This is a genomic window from Meishania litoralis (assembly GCF_042611095.1).
Taxonomy (GTDB): Bacteria; Bacteroidota; Bacteroidia; order Flavobacteriales; family Flavobacteriaceae; genus Meishania; species Meishania litoralis.
The window spans coordinates 210,271-230,559 of the sequence record NZ_JBHFPV010000001.1; the positions used below are offsets into that span (position 1 = coordinate 210,271).

At 41.8% G+C, this 20,289-nt stretch carries 20 protein-coding genes; 12 read left to right on the forward strand and 8 right to left on the reverse strand.

Annotation, left to right across the window (positions count from 1 at the left end):
* The first annotated feature begins 95 nt into the window (after positions 1–95).
* The 4 genes from ACEZ3G_RS00995 to ACEZ3G_RS01010 all read left to right on the forward strand — a co-directional run bounded on the left by ACEZ3G_RS00995 (position 96) and on the right by ACEZ3G_RS01010 (position 3,321).
* Positions 96–1,160 carry a branched-chain amino acid aminotransferase gene (locus ACEZ3G_RS00995; protein ID WP_432423615.1) on the forward strand — a complete coding sequence of 355 codons (1,065 nt, stop codon included), beginning with the start codon at positions 96–98 and terminating at the stop codon, positions 1,158–1,160.
* A 102-nt stretch (positions 1,161–1,262) separates the two neighbouring features.
* Positions 1,263–1,835, forward strand: a complete 573-nt coding sequence (locus ACEZ3G_RS01000) for a hypothetical protein (protein WP_432423616.1) — start codon at positions 1,263–1,265, stop codon at positions 1,833–1,835.
* Between the two features lie 310 nt (positions 1,836–2,145).
* On the forward strand, positions 2,146–2,652 hold the full coding sequence (locus ACEZ3G_RS01005; protein WP_432423617.1) for a hypothetical protein: 507 nt from the start codon (positions 2,146–2,148) through the stop codon (positions 2,650–2,652).
* An 81-nt stretch (positions 2,653–2,733) separates the two neighbouring features.
* Entirely contained in the window at positions 2,734–3,321 is a 588-nt protein-coding gene (locus ACEZ3G_RS01010; RefSeq protein WP_432423618.1) for a hypothetical protein, read from the forward strand.
* A 12-nt stretch (positions 3,322–3,333) separates the two neighbouring features.
* Here ACEZ3G_RS01010 and ACEZ3G_RS01015 read toward each other — a convergent pair whose 3' ends face one another.
* Positions 3,334–3,720 carry a pyrophosphohydrolase domain-containing protein gene (locus ACEZ3G_RS01015; RefSeq protein ID WP_432423619.1) on the reverse strand — a complete coding sequence of 129 codons (387 nt, stop codon included), beginning with the start codon at positions 3,718–3,720 and terminating at the stop codon, positions 3,334–3,336.
* 345 nt (positions 3,721–4,065) lie between these two features.
* Between ACEZ3G_RS01015 and ACEZ3G_RS01020 the strand changes: the two genes are divergently transcribed.
* From ACEZ3G_RS01020 to ACEZ3G_RS01040, 5 genes are all read left to right on the forward strand, one after another.
* Complete coding sequence (locus ACEZ3G_RS01020; RefSeq protein WP_432423620.1) at positions 4,066–4,245, forward strand: hypothetical protein; 180 nt, start codon at positions 4,066–4,068, stop codon at positions 4,243–4,245.
* A gap of 17 nt (positions 4,246–4,262) precedes the next feature.
* Positions 4,263–4,634, forward strand: a complete 372-nt coding sequence (gene crcB / locus ACEZ3G_RS01025; protein ID WP_432423621.1) for a fluoride efflux transporter CrcB — start codon at positions 4,263–4,265, stop codon at positions 4,632–4,634.
* Between the two features lie 439 nt (positions 4,635–5,073).
* On the forward strand, positions 5,074–5,412 hold the full coding sequence (locus ACEZ3G_RS01030) for a P-II family nitrogen regulator (protein ID WP_432423622.1): 339 nt from the start codon (positions 5,074–5,076) through the stop codon (positions 5,410–5,412).
* A gap of 30 nt (positions 5,413–5,442) precedes the next feature.
* Positions 5,443–6,681 (forward strand): ammonium transporter, encoded by a 1,239-nt coding sequence (locus ACEZ3G_RS01035; RefSeq protein ID WP_432423623.1) that lies wholly within the window; start codon positions 5,443–5,445, stop codon positions 6,679–6,681.
* 117 nt (positions 6,682–6,798) lie between these two features.
* Positions 6,799–7,845 (forward strand): outer membrane beta-barrel protein, encoded by a 1,047-nt coding sequence (locus ACEZ3G_RS01040; protein ID WP_432423624.1) that lies wholly within the window; start codon positions 6,799–6,801, stop codon positions 7,843–7,845.
* A gap of 65 nt (positions 7,846–7,910) precedes the next feature.
* Here ACEZ3G_RS01040 and ACEZ3G_RS01045 read toward each other — a convergent pair whose 3' ends face one another.
* Positions 7,911–8,561, reverse strand: a complete 651-nt coding sequence (locus ACEZ3G_RS01045) for a DUF1684 domain-containing protein (RefSeq protein ID WP_432423625.1) — start codon at positions 8,559–8,561, stop codon at positions 7,911–7,913.
* A gap of 83 nt (positions 8,562–8,644) precedes the next feature.
* On the opposite strand from ACEZ3G_RS01045, the gene ACEZ3G_RS01050 reads away from it, so the two are divergent.
* On the forward strand, positions 8,645–9,382 hold the full coding sequence (locus tag ACEZ3G_RS01050) for a DJ-1/PfpI family protein (protein ID WP_432423626.1): 738 nt from the start codon (positions 8,645–8,647) through the stop codon (positions 9,380–9,382).
* Here ACEZ3G_RS01050 and ACEZ3G_RS01055 read toward each other — a convergent pair.
* From ACEZ3G_RS01055 to ACEZ3G_RS01075, 5 genes are all read right to left on the reverse strand, one after another.
* Positions 9,369–10,781: an alpha/beta hydrolase gene (locus tag ACEZ3G_RS01055; RefSeq protein ID WP_432423627.1), complete on the reverse strand. Its 1,413-nt coding sequence runs from the start codon at positions 10,779–10,781 to the stop codon at positions 9,369–9,371. The genes ACEZ3G_RS01050 and ACEZ3G_RS01055 overlap by 14 nt on opposite strands.
* 74 nt (positions 10,782–10,855) lie before the next feature.
* Positions 10,856–11,680, reverse strand: a complete 825-nt coding sequence (locus ACEZ3G_RS01060; protein ID WP_432423628.1) for a mechanosensitive ion channel family protein — start codon at positions 11,678–11,680, stop codon at positions 10,856–10,858.
* Positions 11,681–11,736: 56 nt separating this feature from the next.
* Positions 11,737–13,302, reverse strand: coding sequence for an alanine/glycine:cation symporter family protein (locus tag ACEZ3G_RS01065; protein WP_432423629.1), 1,566 nt, complete (start codon positions 13,300–13,302; stop codon positions 11,737–11,739).
* Positions 13,303–13,607: 305 nt separating this feature from the next.
* On the reverse strand, positions 13,608–14,726 hold the full coding sequence (locus tag ACEZ3G_RS01070) for a hypothetical protein (protein ID WP_432423630.1): 1,119 nt from the start codon (positions 14,724–14,726) through the stop codon (positions 13,608–13,610).
* 71 nt (positions 14,727–14,797) lie between these two features.
* Entirely contained in the window at positions 14,798–15,256 is a 459-nt protein-coding gene (locus ACEZ3G_RS01075) for an Lrp/AsnC family transcriptional regulator (protein WP_432423631.1), read from the reverse strand.
* 99 nt (positions 15,257–15,355) lie between these two features.
* Between ACEZ3G_RS01075 and ACEZ3G_RS01080 the strand changes: the two genes are divergently transcribed.
* Positions 15,356–15,769, forward strand: coding sequence for a hypothetical protein (locus ACEZ3G_RS01080; RefSeq protein WP_432423632.1), 414 nt, complete (start codon positions 15,356–15,358; stop codon positions 15,767–15,769).
* A gap of 53 nt (positions 15,770–15,822) precedes the next feature.
* Here the strand turns inward: ACEZ3G_RS01080 and ACEZ3G_RS01085 are convergent, their stop codons facing one another.
* Positions 15,823–19,260 carry a methylmalonyl-CoA mutase family protein gene (locus ACEZ3G_RS01085; RefSeq protein ID WP_432423633.1) on the reverse strand — a complete coding sequence of 1,146 codons (3,438 nt, stop codon included), beginning with the start codon at positions 19,258–19,260 and terminating at the stop codon, positions 15,823–15,825.
* 143 nt (positions 19,261–19,403) lie between these two features.
* Between ACEZ3G_RS01085 and purU the strand changes: the two genes are divergently transcribed.
* Positions 19,404–20,255, forward strand: coding sequence for a formyltetrahydrofolate deformylase (gene purU, locus ACEZ3G_RS01090; protein ID WP_432423634.1), 852 nt, complete (start codon positions 19,404–19,406; stop codon positions 20,253–20,255).
* Positions 20,256–20,289 lie beyond the last annotated feature (34 nt).

The following is a 20,289-nucleotide window of genomic DNA, read 5'->3' on the forward strand; positions in this document are numbered from 1 at the left end:
TCTTGTTTGTACCACAAAGCTGGTCATTTTTGGACAAAAAAAGAAGTCTTGATAGCAATAATTTGGTTAATTTTAATCTTTAAACCTTTAACTAAATGAACAATACTGCGTTGAAAATTCAAGTTGAAAAAATAAAAGTTTCCAAAATCGACCAAGTTGATTTTGACAACCTTTCGTTCGGAAGCGTTTTCTCGGATCATATGTTGGTATGCGACTATAAAAATGGAAGTTGGGAAGCCCCCAAAATTGTACCATATCAACCTATCAGCTTGGATCCCTCGGCAAAGATTTTTCACTATGGGCAATCTATTTTTGAGGGAATGAAGGCCTATAAGGATGAAAACGACGAAATCTTTCTGTTTCGCCCTTTGGACAATTGCAGGCGATTGAACATCTCGGCAAAACGAATGGCCATGCCCGAATTGCCTGAAGAATTTTTTATGGAGGGCCTTACGGCTTTGTTGGAGTTGGACAAAGACTGGATACCCCGAAATGCGGGCAGTTCGTTATATATTCGTCCGTTTATGTTCGCCTCGGGCACCGGATTCCACGCCTCGCCTGCCAACCAATACAAATTTATTATTGCAACGGCTCCTTCAGGATCTTATTTCGCCGGAAAGGTCAAGGTCTTGATCGAGGAAAAATATTCACGCTCCGCGAATGGCGGGGTCGGGTATGCCAAGGCCGGCGGCAATTATGCGGGCCAGTTCTACCCTACGCAATTGGCCGTAGAAAAAGGGTACAACCAAGTCATTTGGACGGATGACAATACCCATGAAAATATTGAGGAGGCCGGGGCCATGAACATATTCGTACGTATCGGCGATACCTTGATCACCGGGCCGACCAGTGATCGTATCTTGGACGGTATCACGCGAAAAAGTATACTCGAAATCGCAAAAGACGAAGGCATTGCCACCGAGGTTCGAAAGATTACCGTCAGTGAACTGGTCGAGGCCGCCAAAAAGGGCACGTTAAAAGAAATGTTCGGGGCGGGTACCGCCGCGGTCGTTTCACCGATAGCCACTTTTGGGTATCGCGATACCGATTATGATTTACCTGAACTCGAAAACAGTTACGCGTCTCGCTTGAAAAAACGCATCACCGATATTCAATACAACCGTGCCGAAGATCCTTTTGGGTGGCGGTTTAAGGTTTAGGCAACATAACGTTATTTTTAGAAATACATCGTTTTACCATATTTTACGGTAGAACGATGTGTTTTTCTTTTATATAAGCAAGTTGTAAAACATTTAGAAAATTTGAAACGATTACTGTATTTAATTTTACCACTTCTAGTTTCCTGCTCGAGCTCATCTCAATTGCTAAGACCTGAAATACATTCAGAAATTTTATCTTCCAAATTAAATGCAAAAGGAATTGCAGCTATTAATCCCAACTATAAAAAATCATATTTTAGAATCTTACCTTACTTATTCTTTAATAAAAGCGGCACTTTTAATGAAATTCAAGGTGATTTTTATAACGTAAAGTTCAATGTCAATTCTAACTTGAATATAATGTCAGGATTTTGGAGTGATTATGGGAATTACCAAAATTCTTTAATAGTTCTAATAGCAATGAGTGAGACATCAACGTTACCAATTAAAGATATACCCATTTCTGTTGAATCAAGTAAACATGGAGTTTTTGAAAAGAAGAAATTGATTGGAAATAGTCAGATTAATAAATCACAACAAAGGGTTTTATTTGTGAAAAAGCTTGAATTGGAAAATAGATTTGATGTTTTAAATAAAATTAATGATGACGTAATAACTGTTAAAATTGGCGGGCAGGTTTATACATTCTTAAACCCTGAGATTGAACTGGATTAAAACGTTTTACAACACAACCTATAAACAATACGGGCTTAGGGTTTAAACGCCAAGGTTTGTGTACTTTTATGAGGTTGCGAAATCTCTGGGATTTCGCTTTTGAGAGAAAATAGAAAAAGTAAAACCACTAGATTTTGCTATGTGCATGGCGGAAAGCAAACGCCTATTTGTTCACGCACTGTTCATAGCTAAACCGTTACAAGCAATTCCCTACATAAAGAAACTCTATTAATTTCTTAAGCTAACGAGTCAAATTTTTTGTAGGAAAATTATACTAAATTTAACCGTTAGTCAGAATTTGAATAAAACATTGGATTCACCGGAAAAGCAAAGAAAAAGAAAGAAACTAGCTGATAGATTTGATAATGATTGGGAATTTGATTTTAAGAATGTACAAATCAAAAGGAAACACAAATCTTTTGTAGAAAAGTTAAAAGGAATTTTCAAATCTAAAAAGCATTCTGTTTTTGCAATGTATTGGTGGTTAAAATACCAATATATGAAAGATGATACGGCTAAAAAGTTCTACTTTCCTCTGAAACATGATAATATACCTGTTAAAGGTCTTCCCTTCAAATATGAAATGAAAGGGAAATGGACCATCCCATCAGCTGACCTGAAATATCTTTATGGCGGACCATTAATTAGCCAGGAATTGGAATTACTTGTGCCTCCAGAAGATACTTGGAAAAAAGTGATTCGGATTTCAAAAAATTTGGCAAAGGTGCTGACACCGATATTCGGATTTATTTTTTTTCTTTTTAGATATAAAGAGGAGATAAGGGAAATTTTTAATTGGATAAAAAACAGCTTGTAAACGGTGTATACTAAATTGCGGTCGGAATTTCCAGTTGGAAAAGTCCTCAACTAATCACACAGGCGCTTCTATACATAACGAATGAACCTAATTGACACATCTCACAAACCTCTTTTCTTTAAATCGAAGTTTGGAACACCATTAAGGATTTATACGACAACATTTTCCAAAGATTTATTCACGGTTTTCATATTTTCAATTATTGCACTCGTATTAGGGGTACTTTTTATTTACAACTCAACATTCGATAAAACCAGTGAAACTTGGATTCCACCATTGTTAATCACGTTTGGATTGTTAATTCCGATATATATTTATGTAGGAAACCGATTTCGATATATCGCACTATTTGAAAAAGGAGTTGTTATTAAAAAGAGGTTCCGAGTATATGAAATATTTTATAGGGATATTAAAAAAATTAAACTTGTAAATGCAGTTCCATATAAGAATCTGTTTAAATCTAATATTAATAAAGATTATGCATTTGATGTATTTCTCAGTAACAGTGATATAATAAGTTATGGAATAAGTGAAAGGTTATATAAATCAATTTCTTGGCCAAGGATTTATTATGGAGTAAGAGTTATCGAGATTCAAAATCTGGTAGATACTATTAATATAAAAATTAATAATACTTCAAATGATAATGCCCCCTATGAAAAGCCTTAGTCCTACCTTCTCCTATTTATCCAACACCCCCTGAATATCGGGCTTAAAATAGTTGGGGCCTTTTAACACTTTACCATCTTCACGGTAAATGGGTTTGCCATCACTGCCCAACTTACTCATATTACTGCGTTGAATTTCTTCAAAAACCTCTTCGATCTTGTATTGCATGCCGTGTTCGAGAATCGTACCGCAAAGAATATAGAGCATATCGCCAAGGGCATCGGCCACCTCGACCAGGTCATTGTTATTGGCCGCCTCAAGGTATTCTTTGTTCTCTTCGTCCATTAGATTAAAACGCAGGCGATTTTTTGACTCGCCAAGATCGGCCTTCATGGTCTTCGAGACCCCCAGTCCGAACGAATTGTGAAATTGTGCCACGGCACTTATTTTCTTTTGCATTGATTTTCGCTTAGATTTGCCCAAAAATAATCAAAACCGCATGTTCAGCACGGGACAAATCATTTTTGCCGCTTTTTTCGTGGTCGCATTTGCCTTTTTCATCGTGTTATCCTATAAAAAGGATAAAAAATTGCATTCCAAGAATTACCAAGGAGTCAAGTGGGTAGGAATAATCTTTATTATTTTCTTACTTATTCTCTTCGCGATTAAGTATTTCCTTAAAAATTAACTCAAAGATTGCATTGTTGACAAAAATGCAATTTCAAGCATCTTATCGATCTTTTTTGACCGTATAACATAACAAACGACATAATTTTGCGTTTGGTTAACAAAGGGGGCAAAACCATGATGACTTTTTTCAGTGTTTTTTTCATATTAATAGGTATCAACGCCATAATGATGTTCTTTAGTCTGACAGGTATCGACCAAAAGACAAAAAAGAGCGATTCAACAGCTTCAAAAGCATCAGAATCTCAGATCTACCCTATGGATTTGGCGTCGTCGGAGTATAAAAAAGCGGTATAGTTTTATACCTTTAGGGTATGAAGCAGCTAGTGCTCGTATTCTTGGGAGGTGGTATCGGAAGCATACTCCGTTATATCATATCAAAGTTTTTCAATCCGTATTTTCAACATTTTTTTCTTGGCACTTTTTTGGTCAATATAATCGGCTGCCTACTCATTGGCATTATCATTGGGCTTTCTTTCAAGAATAATTTTCTTACCGAAAACCAGACCCTTCTGTTGGCTACAGGCTTCTGCGGAGGGTTCACAACATTCTCGACCTTCGCCCTGGAAAAACACAGCTTACTTCGCGACGGTGAATTCCTGTATTTTTCCTTCTATACGTTATCAAGTATCACGATCGGCATTCTGGCCGTGGTCTTGGGACTTTGGTTGGCCCGAATACTCTAAGCCAAGTCTTTCAATTCGTTGAAAGGATCTATCATTATTTAGTGCCCCGCCCCATTAAGATTGCAAACCCTAGAAGCAATAATATGGACTATCGTTAAACGATATTTTCTTCACATGGTCCTTACAATTCTTTTAATCAAGCATTATTAATTCGTAATTTTTAATACTTTTTTAAATCATACCCTAAATTTTATAGGGTACAATTTACAATTAGAATAAAAATATTGTTTATACCCCTAAAAAATTAGGGGTTATTTTTTATTTAAGATAGATTTGACCTTTTAACAATTGAGCCAATGAAATTGATTATTTCCAAATTCCCAGAAAACCACAGGCCGATATTCACGGCTCGAACGCCAAGGGCCCAAAGAATGGAGGCCAATAATCTTTGTAAAGAAACAATTACAACTGACCAGTATGGACAATTAAATTTTAACAAATGAAACAGATCGAAGCAATTATCAGAAAATCCAAATTTGACGATGTCAAAGAGGCATTGCATGCAATCGAGGTAAACTTCTTCAGCTATTGGGACGTTACCGGTGTCGGAAATGAAAAACAAGGCCACGTTTACCGCGGTATATCGTATAGCACCACCGACATTCAAAGAAGATACCTGTCCATCGTCGTCTCCGATGAGTTTTTGGACAAAACGGTCAACGCGATCATAGAGGCCGCCCAAACAGGAAACGTAGGCGATGGCAAAATATTCGTTTCAGAAGTTTTACAGGCCTATCGCATACGTACGAGAGAAGACGGACACGCCGGAATCAACTAAATATAACTAACCCACAAAAAATTTAAATATATGGAAGCAGGATTATTTACAGCAAACAACGTATGGATGATGGTATGTACCGCACTGGTATTCTTCATGCACACGGGGTTCGGCTTTTTGGAAATAGGACTAACAAGACAAAAAAATACGATCAACATTTTATTCAAGAATATATTCATAATCACCGGAGGCCTTTTATTGTACTACGCCTTCGGCTTCAATTTAATGTACCCCGGTTTTGAAGAAGGTTCTTCGGGAATCTTGAAATTTGCCGGTTTTGGCATCGGCGCTCCCGAAAACGGTATGACCCCTGACTACGCCACCGGCGGGTACACCTGGTGGACCGACTTTTTATTTCAGGGCATGTTCGCCGCTACCGCGGCAACAATCGTTTCAGGTGCCGTGGCCGAGCGTATAAAGATAGGTTCCTTCATGATATTCGTAATCTTTTATGTAGGCCTTGTTTACCCGATTGTTGGAGCCTGGAAATGGGGCGGAGGATTTTTGGATTCATGGGGATTCTACGATTTCGCCGGCTCTACCTTGGTACACTCCGTTGGCGGTTGGGCCGCTCTGGTCGCCATTGCACTTTTAGGATCGAGAATCGGTAAGTTCGGATCCGATGGTAAACCTAAGGCCATTCCCGGACACAGCATACCCATGGCCACTGCCGGGGTGCTTATACTCTGGTTGGGGTGGTTCGGCTTTAACGGAGGCTCTGTATTGTCCGCAGATCCCGCATTGACCTCATTGGTATTGGTGACCACAAGTTTGGCCGCGGCGGCAGGTGGTTTTGGTGCATTCTTACTCTCTACGGTCTTATACAAAAATATGGACCTCACCATGTTCTTGAACGGCATCTTGGGCGGTCTGGTAGGTATCACCGCCGGCGCCGATTTAATGTCACCGAACGAAGCAGTTGTTATCGGCTTTATCGCCGGGCTGATCATAGTATTGGGGGTATCTTTTATAGATAAACTAAAACTTGACGATCCTGTCGGTGCCGTAACCGTTCACTTGATCTGTGGTATTTGGGGCACATTGGCTGTTGGGATCCTCGGTGACAAGGCAGGTTTTGACCAATTCTTGACCCAACTTTTTGGAGTATTGATCATTGGTGCCTTCTGTGTTATCAGTTCAGGAATTATACTAGGGGTACTCAAGGCCGTAATGGGGCTCAGGGTCTCAAAAAAAGAAGAATTGGAAGGTCTCGATATTCACGAACATGGCATGGATGCATATCCTGATTTTAGAACGAACGAGCACTAGCTAAACAAATAATAAGGAAACGGAGCGTTTGGCAGAACGCTCCGTTAAATAACCTTTTCAAAATTCAGATCTATCTATTATCAACATCCCATTAAAGGGACATCTAATCTTAAATTTATGAAAGCGATTACAAACACAAATTTCGTAAAAATTATAGTTTTTCCTGTAATCTTGTTTCTGGGCAGTTTCGCCTTTGCACAAGATGAAGAGGAAACCAAGCCCAAATTTTCTTTTAGTGGAACTGTAGATGCCTATTATAGGGCCAATCTGAATTCTGCAAACTCAGGTGAAAATTATTCGGCCCCCGGAAGCTCTTTTGCAAACCTTCCCGGTTTTGCCCTGGGCATGGCCAATGTCATTGGATCATACGAAGGCGAAAAAGTCGGATTTGTGGCCGATCTGGTCTTCGGGCCTCGGGGTACCGACGCGATTTTTGCTTCCCCGATGTATTCCCTCACCGGAAATATCGTGAACCAACTCTATGTTTATTGGAACGTGAGCGAGTCGGTGACCCTGACATTCGGTAATTTCAATACGTTTTTGGGGTACGAGGTAATTTCACCATCGGCGAACTTCAACTATAGCACGTCGTATCTGTTCTCTTATGGACCCTTTTCACATACCGGATTAAAGGCCGATTTCGATTTGGGCAATGATTGGTCGGCCATGTTATCGGTGATGAACCCGACCGACCTTACCGAATTCAATCCTTCCGGAACTTACGCTTTTGGGGCCCAATTGGGCTATAGTGGTCAATATCTCAATGCGCTTATCGATCATGGGGCATTCGAAATCGATTATACCGGAGGGTTCGATTTGTCCGATTCATTTTTCTTAGGAATCAACGCCGCCTATTTTGACAATGACGGTGAAGGTTTTTATGGGACGGCCCTTTATCCTCAACTGAAAACCTCTGATAATTTTACCATCGGATTGAGAGGGGAATATTTTGCGGAAACCGGTGAAGATGCCGAAGCTATAGTATTTGGTGACGAGACCAATGTTTTTGCGGTAACGCTCACAGGTAGCGCAACGATCGGAGATTTGATCATAAAACCTGAGTTAAGACTCGATAGTGTCTCCGAAGATGTGTTTCTAAACTCCGACGGAGAACCGATCGGAAGTCTTTCGTCATTTGTACTGGCAGCAATTTACCAGTTCTAAATGAATCAGTTAAGTTTAGGTTTGTAAGTTGGTCAGTTCAAAACCCGGTCAATTGGCCGGGTTTTTTAATCTGAAATAGGTTTGAAATCCTTCACTCCGGCCAGAATTGCAACATTCAGTGCGTTTACGCTTGGAACGATGGGACAGGAATATTTTTTATTATATGCGCAATATGGATTATACGCCTTGTTAAAGTTAAGTATGAGCGTATCTCCGCTAGGTATTGAAAGGTCTAAATATCTTCCGCCAGCGTAGGTTTCCTCACCATTGGTCTTATCGGTAAAGGGCAAAAAAAGATAATCACGATATTCTTCTTGTTGCATCAATTCCTCATTCTGGTACACTTCTAACCGATGCTCGACACCATTCAAGCTAAAATGGGCCATACCGTAAACAACCTCCCTTGATTTTCTATCGGTGGTGGTGGGCATCAGAAAGGGAATGGCATCGGGGGTACGCACAAATTTGGCCACAACTATGAATGATGTGTCGGGGTCAAAGAAATCCAACCCTTCGAAATTTTTTCTATGTCTATCGGGCAGCGGCGATGTTTCGGGATCTTTGAACTCTTTATTAAGTTCATTTTGAAACTCCAAGATATCCTTGACGGCATCAAGTTCTTGGGCGGCAATCTGTTCTTGAGCGACATCGTGGTATCTCTTATCCTGCTTGCACGACAGCATTATCACCAAAAAAACAAAGGGAACAAATCTCATTTTAGCTGCTTTAAGACAAAAATACAATTTATACTACTTCGATACAGATCCAAATTTCTGTACTTTGCCGCAAAACATATCAAATGCAAAAATCTATCCTTATCGCTTGCTTGGCCCTTACTGTCATATCCTGTGGGGAAACAAATAATAAACCCATTGACCATGGGAAGAACACAAGGGTATTGCCTGAGTTGGATACCACAAGGTACAATGTCGCTTTCTTGATCATGGATGGTACGTACAATACCGAATTCACGGCACCTTTCGATATTTTTCAACATACGAAATATAGAAAGGGAATCAAGGCCATGAATACCTTTACCGTCGCAAATACACTGAGCCCAATAACCACTTTCGAGGGCGTTCGGGTTCTACCTGATTATGATTATACTGTGGATGATCTACCCAAAATCGATATTCTTGTCGTGCCTAGCGCAGAACATCATCTTGACACTGACTTGAAAGACAACATTATGATAGATTTTGTAAAGAAAGTAGATTCCAGTGCGCTCTATATGACCAGCCATTGTGACGGAGCTTTTGTTCTTGCCCAGGCCGGGGTTTTAGACAACGTAGTTTCCACGACCTTTCCTAGTGATATCGAAAAATACAGGGCCATGTTCCCCCATTTGAGTATAAAGGACAGTGTACTCTTCGTGCATGACGCAAAATATATCACCTCGGCAGGTGGTGCCAAAAGTTTCGAAGCGGCACTTTATCTTTGTGAATTGTTATATGGCAAAGAAATTGCCGAAAGTATCGCCAAAGGCCTCGTTATCGATTGGCGGCTTGACCAAGTACCGCACCTTATCGTTCAATAATATCATAACGCGCCTCTTTGAGATATTTCTCGACCACTTTGTTATACTCGGGGGTAATACGTAATAGTGCCGTATTTTCAATTTCGTACAATGCGCTGCGATTGTCGTAGCCCGTTTTTAGCAATTCTTCCAAGTAGAAAAGAGCCGTGCCGTAATCTTCAATTTGCGCACTGATAGAAATTACCTTTAGATACCCCTCGGCATTTTTGGGGTCAATAATGGTCTTCAGCATGTACAGAAAATTAAGCGCATCTAGATCTAAGTTCGGTTCTACCTTTAAAAGGTCGATATTGTCGGCGACCAAAGCATTGATATAGCCCCTTAGGCGCACACCCATCTGGCGTTCAAAGACATTTTGACTTTTATCATATTTTTCAAGTTCCTCCATTTGGTATTTCCACCAGCCGAGGTTATTGAAATTATAGTGCATGATGTCTTCCTCCAAATAATAGTCATAGTCATCCTTTATCAGGCTTTCTTTAAAAAAGATGGAATTCTGACTGCGCGTGTGCGATCGGTAGAATTTGTTCTTCTTCAAGGTTTTCCTATTTTCTTTTAATGAATCGACGCTTATAAATGGACGATAGACGTCGATCATGTCCAAAATGGCCCTGTCGGCAAGAAGCGGCTTGTTTTTGGTTACGAACTGACCCGCCTCACCCAAATTCTTTTTGTAAGACCGGTGTATGAAAGTAGTGTCCCTGGCTACGATATTGTCTGCCATTGCGCCCAAGGTAAATAGTTCAAGGGCCTTGGAAAGTTGTTCTTTGGGCGGCCATTCATGACCTCCTTCGAAGACCAAAAGTTGATTTGGAAACTTCAATCTATCCAATGTCTCTTCCAACGAAATCAGGTCAGGATAACTATAATCAAGATTACCAACTATACCAATAAAATGAAAAGGATTCTTATCGCTCAAGACCTCGGTGGTAGAAATCGCGGACCCACAAGAAATTACGCCCTTGACGGTCTTAATAAAAGTAGGGATCAATGAAGAAAATCTACCCCCGCCCGAAAATCCGGCCACATAGGTTCTGTTCATTTGTGCCGGAAGCATATTATAAACGGAATTGAACATGCGGCTACTAACCAGCATATTATCGGTCAAGGACAACGAATCGGAAACATTGTTCGAACTCGCCAGAATATATCCCTGTTCTTCGGCCGCTTCCTTGAAAACGCCAAGTGCCTGCCTACCCCGACCTTTCATGTCAAAAACAAAAACGACCGGCCACTTTTTTGAAGTATCGAAATTGGTGGGCAGGTAAAGGGCAAAGCTTTCGGCAACGGTATCCAGAACAGAAACCGCATCGGTAATAACTCCTTTTTTAAGGGCGATCTGCTGTGCCGAGGCACAAATAAAAGACCCCAAGGCAAGTACGAATAAAATTCTTTTCATAGCAAAAGGTTAATCAAAAACCCGGCCAAAATTACCACTCAAAACAATATGGTAAATATGTGGCTCAAATATGCCTATTCCCCTATCTGACCTATTTCTATTCCCTCTGAATAGGCAACCTTTATGTCGTTCTCGCTGAAAGCCTTCTTGATGGCCCTGTTGGCCGCAAAGGTGACTTCCCAGTAATCATCGGGCAACACATAAGGCCGTACGATGAGCTGAACATTATGCGAATCAAAATTATGGATACCGATTTCAGGTAATGGCTCTTTTAGAATTTTTGGCACGCCCTGAAGTGATTCCGCGATAATTTTGTTTACCCTTGGAAAACTCTCAGAATAGGGCATGGTTACCTCCAATTCTAAACGGATCATTCCTTTTTCGGAGTAATTGGTCACGACGGAATCGGTAATCTTCGAATTGGGAATTATCAGAATCTTGTTCCCCGGCGTGAGCACATCTGTACTAAAAATTCCTATTTGCTCAACACTTCCAAATTTTTCCTCTACTTGAATCCAATCTCCGACCTTGTACGGTTTTAAGGTAAGGATAAGGATTCCGGATGCAAAATTTCCCAAACTCCCCTGAAGGGCCATTCCAACAGCAAATCCCGCTGCCGCAAGAATGGCTACCAATCCGGTCAAGTCGGCCCCCAAGACTGAAGCTATGACAAAAAGCACAGCGCCTTTGAGCAATATGCCGACCGTGGAAGATAGAAACGGTCTCAATGTTTCTGAAAAACCGGTTCTTTTGAGGGCAGCGTTAACGACCTGTACAATTTTCTTCGCAATCTTAAAGCCGATCCACAGAATGACCCCAGCCGCAATGATCCTTGGCAGATAGAAGATTGCCTTGTCGATGGCAATCTGCATGTATTCGTTCAATTTGTCCCATTCCATGTAATAAAATAAACGATTAAATCGCGTATGGACAAATATTAAATAATTTATATTCCCTACCCGATCGCTTTCATATATTTCACCAATTCTTCCTTGACCTTTGGCAAGAGTATGAACAAACCGATCATATTGGGCACCAACATAGCGAATATCATCGCATCTGAAAAATCCGTTACGGAATCAAGTCCGGCAGCGGCACCCACGACGACAAAAAGACAAAAAATAGATTTGTACAAATATTCCATTGACTTGCCCCTTCCAAACAGAAACGACCATGCCTGGTACCCGTAATAAGACCATGAGATCATTGAGGAAAAAGCAAACAATATGACCGCCAACGCCAATAAATAAGGAAACCACCAAACACCACTGGCCAGAGCATTAGCGGTCAGCACCACGCCTTGGGCATCTGATATTTCGGTCCCGACCTGAATCTGACCGGTAACGATCAGTACCAATGCGGTCATGGTGCACACGACCACGGTATCTATAAAAGGCTCCAATAATGCCACCAAACCCTCACTGGCCGCAAATTTTGTCTTGACAGCCGAATGGGCGATCGATGCGGAACCGATGCCCGCCTCGTTCGAGAAAGCCGCCCTTTTAAAACCTTGGATCATTACACCTATGACCCCTCCGGCAATGCCCTTTGGATCAAAAGCACCTTCAAGAATCGAACGAAAGGCTGCAGGAACAATTTCAAAATTGATGATCAAGATACCGACTACGGCCAAAACATACATTACGACCATAGCCGGGACAATCTTGTCGGTAACCTTGGCTATTTTCTTGATACCTCCGATAATAACGATAGCTACCAATACCGACATAAACAGGCCGAACAACCATCCCTTTCCATGTATAAAACTGGTGTCTCCCCCCGTTACGTGCTCGAACAACTGAAAAGCTTGGTTGATCTGGAACATATTTCCGCCACCAAAGGATCCGCCAATGCACATTATGGCGAAAACCATGGCCAAGATCTTTCCCAATTTGGCCAAACCCTTTTTTTTCAGGCCTGTTGAGAGATAATACATTGGGCCACCGTAAACCGTACCGTTTTCATCAATTTCACGATACACGACCCCAAGGGTACATTCGACAAACTTGGAGGCCATACCCAAGAAACCCACCAATACCATCCAAAAGGTCGCCCCCGGGCCACCAAGTGAAAGTGCAATGGCCACACCTGCAATATTTCCAAGTCCTACGGTTGCCGACAAAGCGGCCGTCAAGGCTTGAAAATGAGTCACTTCACCTTGATGGCCTTCGACACGTATGGTATCGGGCTGGTCTCCTTCGTCCGTAAAAACGGATTCAGAAACCTCAATTGGAAGTTTGTCCTCCAAATCATCGTAATCACCTTTGACAATTCTAAGGGCCGTTGCAAAACTACCAAAGTTGATCCCTTTAAAATAAACCGTGAAATAGCCCGCACCAAATAGAAGCACCATAAGCACCCAAGGAATTCCGACCGAATCGGTTATCGGAATTTCGGCAAAAATCGCATTGACGAACCAACCCGTCGCATCTTCGAATTTTCGGTTGATCAGTTCATCGGCACCTTGTAGAACAGTAGGGCTTAAAAGCAAAATGAGAGGTGAAAATAATTTAATGGGCATACCTTAAAAATTTTTAAGGTCAATATGGCCGAAACCTTTTGCATGCAAAAGGTTACGCAATGCTTAAAAAAGGCCCATCAATATTTAACCAGTCATCAAGTACGTTCGGAACTTTAATAAAGAATTTCTTGAAACCAACTTTTCTCAAGGCAGAGCCGTAGAGCTACCTACCGACAGAAAGGTTTTGCCGGTTCCATTTTGATCTGAAGGTTAAAAGTCGCAATGCCGTTATTTAGCTTCCCATTTTTACGGGAATAGCAGTTTATCGGAAACCCCGACGCGGAATATCTGGGAATTCTTTGCGATTAAAAACCGCCCTTTTTCAGTGTGGCATATTTCATTAGGTCATTCTCCTTGGCATATGAAATCAAGAGATTTTTGCCGTCTGCGCCGCTGATATTGAGCAACTTTTTAATTTGATGTATGTGTGCCTGAAAACCGTCGACACTGATATGCATGGCCTCTGCGATCTCGGTATACGATTTTTGGTCGCCCCAACATTCCAGGTTTGCCAGAACTTCTTTCTGTCGTACCGAAAGTTCGATCTTGGTGGTTTCCTTTAGCGTTTCCAGCTCTTTTTTTAGCCGGCCAATAGTATTCAAGTGGCTTTCATTGGCAACCTTCAATTGTAAATTAGTTTTTAGCAACTCTTCTTTTTCAAGCAGGAGCGATTCTAAACGAAATTGCTTTTCTTCCTTTTCGGAAAGGAATTTCCAACTGTAAAGTAAAATCGAAAATAATACGATAAACAGAAATTTAAAAGAAATGGCCGTGACCGTGCCCAATAGGGCCCAAGTATCTTCACGCATTGGTTTCACGAAACCACTAGGTACGATCCGGTGCGTTACGGCGATAACAATGAGAATGAAAAGCGCAAAGCTGGGCAAGTTCATGAACCGCATACTCCGTGTTTCAAAAGCCCGGTTCAACGCATGCAGAAGCGCAAAGGCAACGACCACTGAAATCGGAATGTCGATCAACCAAATGAGCGAATTGTCGATACCATTCCCTACAAACGACACCATTATGAATACAAAAGCCAACATACACATAACCCCAACATAAATCATAATAAATTCCCGTTCGGAAAATCGATCGACCATGCGGACGACTATATTTTGCCTTCCACTATATTTAATCGATGGCAAGGAAAGTAAAATAAACATCGAATTCAATAGCGATAAGAACACTCCGAGATAAATAACAGGTTTACTGGTAGGCAGCAGGCCCAGTACGGTCACCCCTATAAGATTGGCCAGGGCGCCCAAGCCCCAAATCAAGATGGCGAGCCCGAACCACATGATGCCATTTATTCCATCAGTTCCGACATCGGTTCGCCGCTCTTTTTTGTAGATACGCTGAATGACGACCGCGGTAATCAGACACACAATTGCCGTAACCGCATATTCCAAGATAATTAGCATACATATCGGTTGAATACCCTAAAATAATCAAAATCAATTTCTTGGCACTGGTTAAGCACTGTTTAACCAAACTAACCATCTGCCCTGCCGATAGGTGCATTGGTGATTACGTTCGATAATATAATATGGGTTCTTGTCTCACCGTACTGAATCAATTGATCGATAAATTTCTCCAAATGAAACTGATCTTTGAAAACCACTTCCATAACGATGTTCTCATTGCCCGTGATGCGATAACAGTTAATCACCTCATCGAAAGTACCCACTTTATCCAGAAACGGCCTTAGTTTACCCATGAACGCGCGCAGCGTGATGATCGCCTTTAATTGATGGCCGGCCTTCGCGTGCGAGACCATCGCCCTATATCCTAAAAGTATTCCGAGGTCCTCCATTTTTTTTACCCGCTCGGCCACCGCAGGGGGAGTGAGCCCCACTTTTCTACCAATATTGGCGAAAGTTTCGCGGGCATTGTTTTGAAGACATTCCAATATCTTCCAATTTAGGTCGTCTATCTTTGGATTCGAAGACATTTTTCTCTAATAATTAACTTTCAAAAGTAAATATACAACAATACTATTTTTTACAAAGACAGATATCTCGTTTCCTTCCTAACTTTATATTATAATTGCTTGAAAGGAAAAATGGCCCACAACCGTCTAAGTTCGATTCCGGTTTACCGGAAATCACTGGAACTCTGCTCGATGAGCAGGGCGATTGCTTCGTACGTTTCGTTCAATAAAGATTTGCTCAAACTCTACAAGTCACAAAGTCTTCGCGATATTATGGCCGACGCCATTTTGACCGATGCTATTTTGATTCCGCAACAAATTGCGAAGGCCGAATATTCAAGATCACGTTCAGAACGATTGAAAAGTGCGACTTTCATTAACATCATGATCCGCAATATCAATTCATATTGTCGTGGACTCGAACATGACGGAGTGCGCGAAAAAGAGTATTTGAATCTACTTCGCAACGAAGTCAAAAGTTTTCGAAAGTCATTTAAGGAATGGCGAAAATCGATTATCAACAGTCCTTTATAGGTAGCCCCGAACCTTTTATTTTGTCAATCCTTTTAATGTAGGTTTCAGGTGGCTCACATATTTCTACGATATTGGCCGCCTACCTCGAACAAAGCCCTTGTAATTTGACCAAGGGAACAGTTTTTGGTCACTTCCATAAGTTTTTCATAAACATTTCCGTTCTCAATGGCGGTTTTACGAAGCTCTTCCAACAGTTCTTCAGATTTCTTCTTGTTCGCCGTATGTAAATTTTCCAAGGTCGTGATCTGCGCCTTCTTTTCTTCCTCGGTGGCGCGAATAATCTCTTTGGGCAAAGTTGTCGGGGATCCCTTCGAACTTAAAAAAACGTTTACCCCGACTATCGGATATTCGCCCGTGTGCTTTAGGGTTTCATAGTGTAAGCTTTCTTCTTGAATTTTAGAACGTTGGTACATGGTCTCCATGGCACCGAGCACCCCTCCCCTCTCGGTTATTCTATCAAACTCGAGGAGTACGGCTTCCTCTACCAGATCGGTAAGTTCTTCGATAATAAACGAACCCTGCAATGGGTTTTCATTTTTAGCAAGGCCCAGTTCCCTATTTATTATCAATTGTATCGCCATTGCCCTTCGCACCGATTCTTCAGTAGGCGTCGTTATTGCCTCATCATAAGCGTTGGTATGCAATGAATTGCAATTATCGTAAATGGCATATAGGGCCTGCAAGGTCGTACGTATATCGTTAAAATCGATTTCTTGGGCATGCAGGCTGCGCCCTGAAGTCTGTATATGGTACTTTAACATCTGGGCCCTTGAATCGGCACCGTACCTATACTTCATCGCCTTGGCCCATATTTTTCTTGCGACCCTACCGATAACGGCATATTCAGGATCAATACCGTTCGAAAAGAAAAATGAAAGGTTCGGACCGAACTTATTGATATCCATACCCCGACTCAGGTAATACTCGACATAAGTGAATCCGTTGGAAAGTGTAAAAGCCAGTTGTGTTATCGGATTGGCCCCTGCTTCGGCTATATGATAGCCCGATATGGATACGGAATAAAAATTCCGGATCGCATTCTGAATAAAATATTCCTGCACATCGCCCATCAAACGTAAGGCGAACTCGGTCGAAAATATACAGGTATTCTGTGCCTGATCTTCTTTAAGGATATCGGCCTGGACCGTACCGCGCACTTGACCAAGGGTTTTCTTCTTGATCTCTTGATAAACTTCCTTGGGCAATACTGCATCGCCGGTCACGCCCAAAAGCATCAATCCCAAGCCGTTGTTGCCTTCGGGTAGTTGACCATTATAGTTTGGACGGATAGTTCCCTTTTTTTTATAGATCGATATTATTTTTCTTTCCACCTCATCTTCAAGTCCGTTCTCAACGATGTACTTTTCGCAACTTTGGTCGATCGCGGCATTCATAAAGAAACCAAGTAAAATAGGAGCCGGCCCGTTAATGGTCATGCTCACGGAGGTCATCGGGTCGCAAAGGTCGAAACCTGAATAGAGTTTTTTTGCATCGTCAAGACAACAAATTGATACTCCCGCATTTCCTATTTTGCCATAAATATCAGGTCGATGGTCGGGATCGCCACCGTAGAGTGTTACCGAATCAAAGGCTGTTGACAAGCGCTTTGAGTCCATGCCAAAACTCAAGTAATGAAACCTGCGATTCGTTCGTTCTGGTCCACCCTCACCCGCGAACATCCGTGTCGGATCCTCACTCTTTCTTTTAAAAGGATAAAGTCCAGCCGTATACGGAAATTCACCGGGCACATTCTCTTGTAGAGACCAATAAAGCAAATCGCCCCAGGCTTTGTACCTGGGCAGAACCACTTTGGGCAGTTGAATGTGCGCAAGCGATTCTACATGGGTTTCAATTCTAACATCCTTGCCCCTAACCTTAAACTTATATTCGCCATTGGCGTATAATTTTACTTTTTCCTTCCAATTTAGGATGATATCCCAATTACTGGGTTCCAGATCCAATTTTTGACGATCGAATTCCTTGATCAACAGTTCCTGCAATTCTCGTCTATTATCGGAATCAAGAGCATCGGAAGGCGGCGTATCAAGTCCGTTCTTGGTCAATTTCGGCCGCGCATTACTGAGGCTTTCCACAGTCTTATAGATACCGTATAAGCGTTGCGCAATCTCTGCCTGGGCTCTCGCTTTCTCATCATAAGCCCGATTACTCTCCACTATTTCAGCGAGGTAGCGTGTTCTTGCGGGCGGAATAATGAACGGCTTTTCCGTTTGGCCGGTATCCGCCTTTATGGTCGACTTAAGTCCGATTTTGGTCTTCTCGTTCAACTTGTCGATTAAGGCCATGTACAACCGATCCATACCTGGATCATTGAACTGAGAAGCTATGGTGCCAAAAATGGGCAAATCGTCTTGGCCCGTATTCCAAAGGCCATGGTTTCGGGCAAATTGTTTTCTAACGTCGCGCAATGCATCTTGCGCCCCCCTTTTATCAAACTTATTGATGGCCACCAAATCGGCAAAGTCGAGCATATCGATTTTTTCCAATTGCGTCGCCGCCCCAAATTCAGGGGTCATAACATATAGCGATACATCGCTATGTTCAATGATCTCGGTATCTGATTGTCCAATACCCGAAGTTTCCAAAATGATCAAATCAAATTCAGCGGCCTTTAGGATTTCAAGCGCCTGATCTACATGTTTTGATAACGCAAGATTCGCCTGCCTTGTGGCCAAAGACCGCATATAGACGCGATCATTGTTTATTGCATTCATGCGTATTCTATCCCCCAACAACGCCCCGCCCGTTTTTCTTTTGGATGGGTCAACGGAAACCAGACCGATCGTCTTGTCGGGAAAATCCTTTAGAAAACGGCGAACGAGCTCATCTATAAGACTTGACTTGCCGGCACCCCCTGTGCCCGTTATACCAATTACGGGAGCATTTTGCGTGGGCTTCTTTACAGAGGAAAAATACTTCTCAAAAGTTTCAGGGTTATTCTCGGCCAAGGTTATCATACGGGCAATGGTGCCTACTTCTTTCTGTTTGATTGATACCTCTAGATTTTTGTCTTTTGTAAGTTTTAAACTTGGCATGGCAAAATCGCTTTGAGCCACCAAATCATTGATCATACCCTGAAGTCCCATTTTACGACCATCATCAGGAGAATAAATCCTCGCAATGCCGTATGACATCAACGCGTCGATCTCTTTCGGAAGTATTACGCCACCTCCACCACCGAATATTTTGATATGTCCCGCTCCTCTTTCCTGTAAGAGATCGTGCATATATTTGAAATACTCCATATGTCCGCCTTGGTACGAGGTCATTGCAATGGCATTGACATCTTCCTGAATCGCACAATCGACCACTTCGACCACACTTCGGTCATGGCCAAGATGAATCACCTCGACGCCGGTGGCCTGTATTATACGACGCATGATATTGATTGCGGCATCATGGCCGTCAAAAAGCGAAGCGGCCGTCACGATTCTTACCTTGTGTTTCGGCACATAGGGCTTATTTTGTTTCATCTCTAAAAAAAGACCTTTAAAACCATGGCAATTTAAGGAAATCGCAAATAAAATCGTATTACGATTCAGATTTAACAAAAAATAACATCAGCAAAAGCTTCGCACTACTAATTGTCTAATTTTGATTTCAAAAACAGGCTCAGTTGAAAACGACCATTTTAATATACTGTCAGGATCAAGCCGGTATTATCAGCAACGTTACCGGGTTCATTCATTCAAAAGGCGGAAACATCATTTATCTCGACCAACATGTGGATAAAGAAGCCAATGTTTTCTTTATGCGCCTGCAAAGTGATTTCGAAAAAAATATTCTTGACATACCACAATTTAAAAAGGAGTTCGAAGATACGTTGGGCAATAAGTACAATATGGAATGGAGCCTGCATTTAGATACTACCATGCCTAAAATGTCCATCTTTGTTTCAAAATACAACCACTGTCTATACGATTTGTTAAGTCGGTACAAATCGGGCGAGCTTGAAGTTGATATTCCTTTCATAGTAAGCAATCATGATGATTTGAGCGATATTGCCGAACAGTTCGATGTGCCGTTCTACCATATTCCCGTAAGCACTGATAATAAGGCCGAGGCCGAAAACGAACATCTAAGACTCTTGAAGGAATACAATGTCGACTTTATCGTATTGGCCCGCTATATGCAAATCGTAAGCAAACGGTTAATAGATGTCTACCCGAACAAAATCATTAATATACACCATTCTTTTTTGCCTGCTTTCGCCGGGGCCAAACCCTATCATGCCGCTTTCGAAAGAGGTGTCAAGATTATTGGGGCCACCAGCCATTATGTCACCGAAGCCCTTGATGCCGGGCCTATCATAGAACAAGATGTGACCACCGTTTCGCATGCCCATACCATTAAAGATTTTATTGCAAAAGGCCGGGATCTAGAAAAAATCGTGCTTTCAAGGGCCGTTAAATTGCATGTGCAACGAAAAACAATGGTCTACAACAATAAAACGGTCATTTTCTCGTAAGTAAGTTACATGCAATAAGCATGTTAAACGAAAT